Genomic DNA, 6490 nt, shown 5'->3' on the forward strand with positions numbered 1-6490 from the left:
GGTCTCGATACGTCCGAGCCTCGCAAGCTCGCTCGGACTACTCGACCAGCAGACCGTGTCGCTGGTCGAGTAGTCGACGCCGCTGGGGGCACCTCCCGCTTGCGGGGGCCGACGGGGCGGGTGGAGACGTGATTCGGCCCCGAGAGCGGACGACGAGACTCGAACTCGCAACATTCTGCTTGGAAGGCAGAGACTCTAACCAATTGAGCTACGTCCGCTCTCGGGGCCGAAGCGGGTCCATGATGCCACACCTGGCCGACCGGGGGCCGGGGCGGGGCTCGGTCAGTCCTGGCGCGCGACGAGCAGGACGGCGCGGTCGTCGTCCTTGGCGCGGACCCGGCCGAGGATCCGACCGGCAGCACCTTCGACGCCGGCGCGCAGGGCACGCGTCGCGGCCGTGCGCAGCCAGGCGACCCCCTCCTCGACGCCCTGGTCGCGCGACTCGACGACGCCGTCGGTGTAGAAGAGCAGCGTCTCCCCCGGCTCCAGACGGCCGTGCGTCTGCGTGAAGATCGGGTGACGCATGATGCCGAGGGCCGTGCCGCGCGCCTCGTCGATCGCCCACTCCCCCGTCGAGGGATGCCAGTGGAGGACGGGCGGGTGGCCGGCGCTGATGATGCCGTAGGAGCCGGTGCGCAGGTCGATCGACACGTGCACGGCCGTCGCGAAACCCTCCTCCCACTGCTGGCGCAGCAGGAAGTCGTTGGCGGCCGCGAACAGGGCCTGCGGGGGCAGGGCACCGATCAGGCCGCCGAGTGCACCGGCGAGCTGCAGCGACTGCGTGCCGGCCGCGACGCCCTTGCCGCAGACGTCGACGAGGATCATCTCGAGCTCGACCTCGTCCGCCGACAGGTTGGCGACCATGAAGTCGCCGGAGAAGTGCACGCCACCCGCGGTGAGCATCGCCGACTCCGAGTACCAGCCGCTCGGCAGCGGGGGCACCTTGCCCTGGGCGTGGAGCCGGTCGCGCAGGTCGACGAGCATGGCCTCGCCCAGCGGGCCGGGAAGTCCGCTGCGCCGACGCCGCGCCTCCCAGAGCTGGATGGCGGCGACCGTCGCCATCATGACGAGGGAGCTGACCCGGCTGACCGTGATCCCCTCGCGCACGTACTCCAGCGAGACGGTGATCGTCACCAGCACGACGATGACGCCGACGAGCACCAGCAACGGCTGGAAGCGCAGCGTGATGCTCCCGATCAGCAACGGGATGACGAAGGTGAGCGCCGGGAACACCGCGTAGTTCGTGAGCGACAGCAGGAAGATCGCGACGCAGGCGACCAGGAGCACGGCCAGCACGGCGACCTGTCCCTCACGGGTGCCCGTCTGCCAGCGGACGACGCGGTCGTCCACGTACCGGCCCAGGCGCATCCGCGCATGGCTCACACGTGACCTCACCGGCCGAGCGTACCCGCGCGCTGGCACGTCGAGCACCAGAACAGGTTGCGGGCCGCGAGCTCCTGCTTGCGGACCGTGTCGCCGCAGACGTAGCAGGCTCGACCGTCGCGGCGGTACACGTAGACCTCGCCGCCGTGGTCGTCCTGACGGGGTGCCCGCCCCATGACGTCGGGACCGTGCTCGACGTGCACGGTGTCGATGCGGCCCTGGCGCACGCCCTCGCGCATCAGCGCGACCAGGTCGGCCCACATCGCGTCCCAGAACGGCTCGGGCAGCTCCCGACCCGGCAGGAACGGGTCGACGCCGTTGCGGAACAGCACCTCCGCCCGGTACACGTTGCCGACCCCTGCGACCACCGACTGGTCCATGAGAAGCGTGGCGATCGGCGCCCGCGAGCGGTGGATGCGCGCCCACGCCCGCCCCGGGTCGGCGTCCTCGCGCAGGGGGTCGGGCCCGAGCCGCGAGAGGAGGGTGTCGACCTCGTCGGGCAGCAGCAGCGTGCACGCCGTCGGCCCCCGCAGGTCGCCCGTGCGCGTGGGCCACTCGGCCGGTCCGACGAGCCGCCACCGGACCTGGCCGGTCACCTCGGGCACCTCGCCCTCGGGGTGCTTGCGGACGCGGAACTTGCCGAAGAGCCCGAGGTGCACGTGCACCTGCTCCGCCAGGCCATCGAACCGGACCAGCAGGTGCTTGCCCCACGCGTCGGCGGACACGAGCGTCAGCCCGTCGATGCGGCCGGCGCCCTCCTCGAAGCGACCCTGCGGGCTGCTGGAGGAAACCCGGTCGCCGGCGAACGCGTCGTCGATGCGCTGGGCGAGCCGGTGGAGGGTGTGACCCTCAGGCACCGTCGTGCCCTGCGCGTGGAGTGGTCGGGAAGGACCCGTGGGTCACCCGAAGCCGCCGGTGGTCTCGTAGGTGCCGAGCAGGTCGATGCGACGCTGGTGGCGCTCCGCCCCGCTGAAGGGCGTCGTCAGGAAGGCCTCGATGATCTCCACGGCCTCCTCGAACGTGTGCATGCGACCGCCCACCGACACGACCTGCGCATCGTTGTGCTCGCGGGCGAGCCGCGCGGTCTCGACGCTCCAGGCCAGCGCGGCGCGGATGCCGCGGACCTTGTTCGCCGCCATCTGCTCGCCGTTGCCGGACCCGCCGATCACGACGCCCAGCGACCCCGGCTCGTCGGCGACGGCCTGCGCGGCCGCGACGCAGAACGGCGGGTAGTCGTCCTCGGCGTCGTACTCGTAGGCGCCGTGGTCGACGGGCTCGTACCCGTGGTCGGTCAGCCAGGCGGCGAGACGGTCCTTCAGCTCGAGTCCGGCATGGTCGGTTCCCAGGTGCACGCGCATGCGGTCAGTGTCCCAGAACCGGGCCCGCGTCGGACGTCGACCCGTCAGGGCGTGCGGGACGACGCACGGGCGGCGTCGAGCCACGCGCCGACGGCCGCGACCGTGCTCCGGGCGGCGTCGAAGAGCTCCGGCTGGCGCCAGAAGGAGTGGATCATGCCCAGGGCACGGTGGGCGACGACAGGGACGCCCGCGTCGGCGAGCGCCGCCGCGTACGCCTCGCCCTGGTCGCGCAGCACGTCGTGCTCGCACGTGACCACGACGGCGGACGGGTGGTCGGCGAGGTTCGTCGCCCGCGCCACGCTGACGTCGGGCCGGTCGGCGACGTCGTCGGACGCGTAGGCGTCCCACATCCAGGTCATCGACGCCAGGTCGAGTGCCGCGTTCTCGAGGCCGGGGTCGAGCGGGGCGCGTCGGTCGGTCACCGGGTAGAGCAGCACCTGGTGGTCGAGCAGCCGCGGGTCGCGCACGCACAGGCCCGCCACGAGGTTGGCCCCCGCGGAGTCCCCGATGCCAGGCACCCAGGAGGTGTCGACGCCGAGGGAGGCACCGTGCTCGCGCAGCCAGCGCGCCGCCCGCTCCACATCGTCCAGCGGCGCCGGGTAGGGGTGCTCCGGCGCGAGACGATAGTCGACGGCGAGCAGGGCCCACCCCGTCACGTCGGCCAGGTAGCGACAGAACGAGTCGTGGGTCTCGAGGTCGTGCAGCACCCAGCCGCCGCCGTGCACGTACAGCGCCACGGGCGCCCCCGCCGACGGCCGGTACAGCCGGCAGGGCACACCGTCGGCGTCGACGTCGGCCACGTGGTCGACCTCGGTCCGGACCGGCGCCGCCAGCGCCGCCTCCCGCGACACCGACCGCATCGTGCGGACCAGCTCGACGTCGAGCGGCGTGTCGTCGGTGCCGAGGGCGTCGAGGTAGGCGCGGGCCTGGGGGTGGAGCGTCATGGCGTCATCGTAGGTGGGGCGGGGTGTCCGCCCGGGCGGCCGGCGGGGCTACGCCCCCCGACCTGCGGGGGTCTGGACGCCCACCAGGTCTCGATACTGGCCGACGCCTTCGGCGTGCACTACTCGTCCGTCGCGGCTACGCCCTTGGACCTGCGTGAGTCTGGACGCCCACCAGGTCTCGATACAGGCCGACGCCTTCGGCGTGCACTACTCGACCTGACTGAACCGTTCGCTCGCTGCGCTCGCTCAGGTTCAGTCAAAAATCGGGTCGCGGTCGCGGGTGCGCTTCAGCTCGTAGAAGCCGTCGTAGCCCGCGAGCAGCCGCGCGCCGTCGAACACGCGGCCGGCGTCCTCACCCTTCGGGGCCGGCGAGAGCACCGGGCCGAAGAACGCGGTGCCGCCGACCGAGATGACCGGCGTGCCGACCTCCTGGCCCACCCGCTCGATGCCGTCCTGGTGCGAGGCGCGCACCGCGTCGTCCAACGACGTGTCGTCCGCGGCGTCGGCCAGCTCGGTCGGCAGGCCGATCTGCTCGAGCACCTCGACGTAGAGGTCGTGGGTGAAGTCGCGGCCGCCCGGGTGGCGCGCCGTGCCGATGGCCGTGTAGAACTCGCGCAGCTTCTCCTGCCCGTGCTGCTGCTCCACCGCGATCGCGAGGCGCACCGGGCCCCACCCGCGCTGGATCATCTCCTTGTACTCCTCGGGGACGTCCTTGTCCTCGTTGAGCACCGAGAGGCTCATGACGTGGAAGACGGTGTGCACGTCGCGCACCTGCTCCACCTCGAGCATCCAACGGGACGTCATCCAGGCCCAGGGGCACAGCGGATCGAACCAGAAGTCGACGGTCTCGACGGTCTGCGACTCAGTCATGCACGCGTCAACCACGTGCGCAGCGTCACCATTCCCCGCGATCTCCCCCGCCCCGCGATCCCCCCTCCCCGCGATCTCACAGTGCGTCGCGTCGCGGCGTGCGGACGGTGTTACCCCGACCTGACACGAGCAACGCACGACGCGAAACACGCCGTCCCTAACGTCGGCGACGACCACGGGCCGACCAGCGGCCCGCGCAGGAACCGAGCGAGGCAGTCCATGACGATCGAGATCGACACCCCGCGCCCCACCGCGACGGCGCCCGACGCCGACGCGGCCGCCCCGCCCCGTCGGCGCACCGGCCGCTGGATCGACCACTGGGACCCCGAGGACACCGCGTTCTGGGAGTCGACCGGCAAGCGCGTCGCGCGTCGCAACCTGGCGTGGTCGATCTTCGCCGAGCACCTCGGGTTCTCCGTCTGGCTGCTCTGGAGCGTCACCGCCACGTTCCTCGCCTCCGCCGGTTTCGCGTTCACGCCGCAGCAGCTGTTCTGGCTCGTCGCGGCGCCGAACCTCGTCGGCTCGCTCATCCGACTCCCCTACACGTTCGCGGTCCCGCGCTTCGGGGCGCGCAACTGGACCGTCGTCAGCGCACTGCTCCTCCTCGTCCCGACCGCCCTGTTCGCGTTCTTCGTGCAGCGACCGGACACCCCCTACTGGGTGTTCATCGTCATCGCAGCCACGGCGGGCGTCGGGGGCGGCAACTTCGCGTCGTCGATGGCGAGCATCAACTTCTTCTACCCGGCGAGCCGGAAGGGCACGGCGCTCGGCCTCAACGCCGCCGGCGGCAACCTCGGCGTCTCGCTCGTGCAGCTGTTCCTGCCGGTGATCGTCGGCGGGGCCGGCCTGTTCGGGCTCGTGGCGGCGAGCGGCTCGATCCACCTCGAGCGCGCGGCGTACGTGTGGGGCGGCCTCGCCCTGGTGGCCGCGGCAGGCGCCTTCTTCTTCATGAACAACCTCGCGGTCGCCTCGTCGCGGCCCCGGGAGCAGCTGCGCGTCGTCCGCTACCGGCACACGTGGATCATGGCCTTCCTCTACATCGGCACGTTCGGCTCGTTCATCGGCTTCTCGGCCGCCATGCCGCTGCTCATCAAGATCAACTTCTTCAACCAGCCCACGCCCGACGTCGTCGGCATCGGCATCAACGTCGCGTCGTTCGCGTTCCTCGGGGCGCTGGTCGGCTCGATCACGCGACCGTTCGGCGGCTGGCTCGCCGACCGCTTCGGCGGCGCGCGGGTGACGGTGGCGTCGTTCGCGCTCATGACGGTCGGCACGCTCGCCGTGCTGGTGACCCTGACCCGGCTGACCCCCGTCCCGAAGGTCGACCCGACGACCGTCGACCCCGCGACGTTCACCTACCCCGACGCCGTCCGCAGCGCCGTCGAGTCCAACGAGCAGGTCTTCTGGTTCTTCCTCGCCGCGTTCCTGTTCGTCTTCGCAGCGTCGGGCATGGGCAACGGCTCGACGTACCGAATGATCCCGATCATCTGGAAGGTGCGCGCCGAGGCCGCCGGCCCCGAAGGGTCGCCCGAGCGGAGCGCCGCGCTCGTCCAGGCCACCCGGGAGGCGTCGGCCGTGCTCGGCATCGTCGGCGCCATCGGCGCCATCGGCGGGTTCCTCATCCCCATGACGTTCGGCGCCCCGTGGATCGACGACCCGGTCGCCGCCGTGCGCAGCGCGTTCGCCGTGTTCGCCGGGTTCTACGTGGTGTGCCTGCTGGTCACCTGGGCGGTGTACCTGCGGCCCGGGTCGGCGATGTCCCGCGCCCGGGTCTGAGGTACCCGTGCCCCACGACCAGGTCGCGCAGGTCCCGACGACCGACTCCCACTGCCCGTACTGCGCGCTGCAGTGCGCGCAGCGGGGGGGGGGGGGGGGGGGGGGGGGGGGGGGGGGGGGGGGGGGGGGGGGGGGGGGGGGGGGGGGGGGGGGGGGGGG

The 6490-nt window shown here is 72.2% G+C and carries 6 protein-coding genes and 1 tRNA gene; 1 reads left to right on the forward strand and 6 read right to left on the reverse strand.

Annotated features, from left to right (window positions below):
* Window positions 1–144: 144 nt before the first annotated feature.
* The 6 genes from AC3WRM_RS18305 to AC3WRM_RS18330 form a co-directional block, all read right to left on the reverse strand.
* Window positions 145–218, reverse strand: a tRNA-Gly gene (locus tag AC3WRM_RS18305).
* Window positions 219–282: 64 nt separating this feature from the next.
* Window positions 283–1395 carry a PP2C family protein-serine/threonine phosphatase gene (locus AC3WRM_RS18310; protein ID WP_492249984.1) on the reverse strand — a complete coding sequence of 371 codons (1113 nt, stop codon included), beginning with the start codon at window positions 1393–1395 and terminating at the stop codon, window positions 283–285.
* Window positions 1392–2240: an Fpg/Nei family DNA glycosylase gene (locus tag AC3WRM_RS18315; RefSeq protein WP_492249985.1), complete on the reverse strand. Its 849-nt coding sequence runs from the start codon at window positions 2238–2240 to the stop codon at window positions 1392–1394. Before AC3WRM_RS18315 ends, AC3WRM_RS18310 begins: the two co-directional genes overlap by 4 nt.
* Window positions 2241–2282: 42 nt before the next feature.
* A complete protein-coding gene (locus tag AC3WRM_RS18320) occupies window positions 2283–2741 on the reverse strand; it encodes a ribose-5-phosphate isomerase (protein WP_492249986.1) in 459 nt (152 codons plus the stop codon).
* A 44-nt stretch (window positions 2742–2785) separates the two neighbouring features.
* A complete protein-coding gene (locus AC3WRM_RS18325; protein WP_492249987.1) occupies window positions 2786–3685 on the reverse strand; it encodes an alpha/beta hydrolase in 900 nt (299 codons plus the stop codon).
* Window positions 3686–3937: 252 nt separating this feature from the next.
* Window positions 3938–4555: a mycothiol-dependent nitroreductase Rv2466c family protein gene (locus AC3WRM_RS18330; RefSeq protein ID WP_492249988.1), complete on the reverse strand. Its 618-nt coding sequence runs from the start codon at window positions 4553–4555 to the stop codon at window positions 3938–3940.
* A gap of 219 nt (window positions 4556–4774) precedes the next feature.
* Between AC3WRM_RS18330 and AC3WRM_RS18335 the strand changes: the two genes are divergently transcribed.
* Complete coding sequence (locus AC3WRM_RS18335; protein ID WP_492249989.1) at window positions 4775–6331, forward strand: MFS transporter; 1557 nt, start codon at window positions 4775–4777, stop codon at window positions 6329–6331.
* Window positions 6332–6490: the final 159 nt, after the last annotated feature.

It is taken from the genome of Aeromicrobium sp. EU05-FHT14F07 (assembly GCF_058790455.1).

Coding starts and splice junctions, on each gene's coding strand:
- AC3WRM_RS18325 (WP_492249987.1), bottom strand. CDS start 3,685: ATGACGCTCCACCCCCAGGCCCGCGCCTACCTCGACGCCCTCGGCACC.
- AC3WRM_RS18335 (WP_492249989.1), top strand. CDS start 4,775: ATGACGATCGAGATCGACACCCCGCGCCCCACCGCGACGGCGCCCGAC.
- AC3WRM_RS18330 (WP_492249988.1), bottom strand. CDS start 4,555: ATGACTGAGTCGCAGACCGTCGAGACCGTCGACTTCTGGTTCGATCCG.
- AC3WRM_RS18320 (WP_492249986.1), bottom strand. CDS start 2,741: ATGCGCGTGCACCTGGGAACCGACCATGCCGGACTCGAGCTGAAGGAC.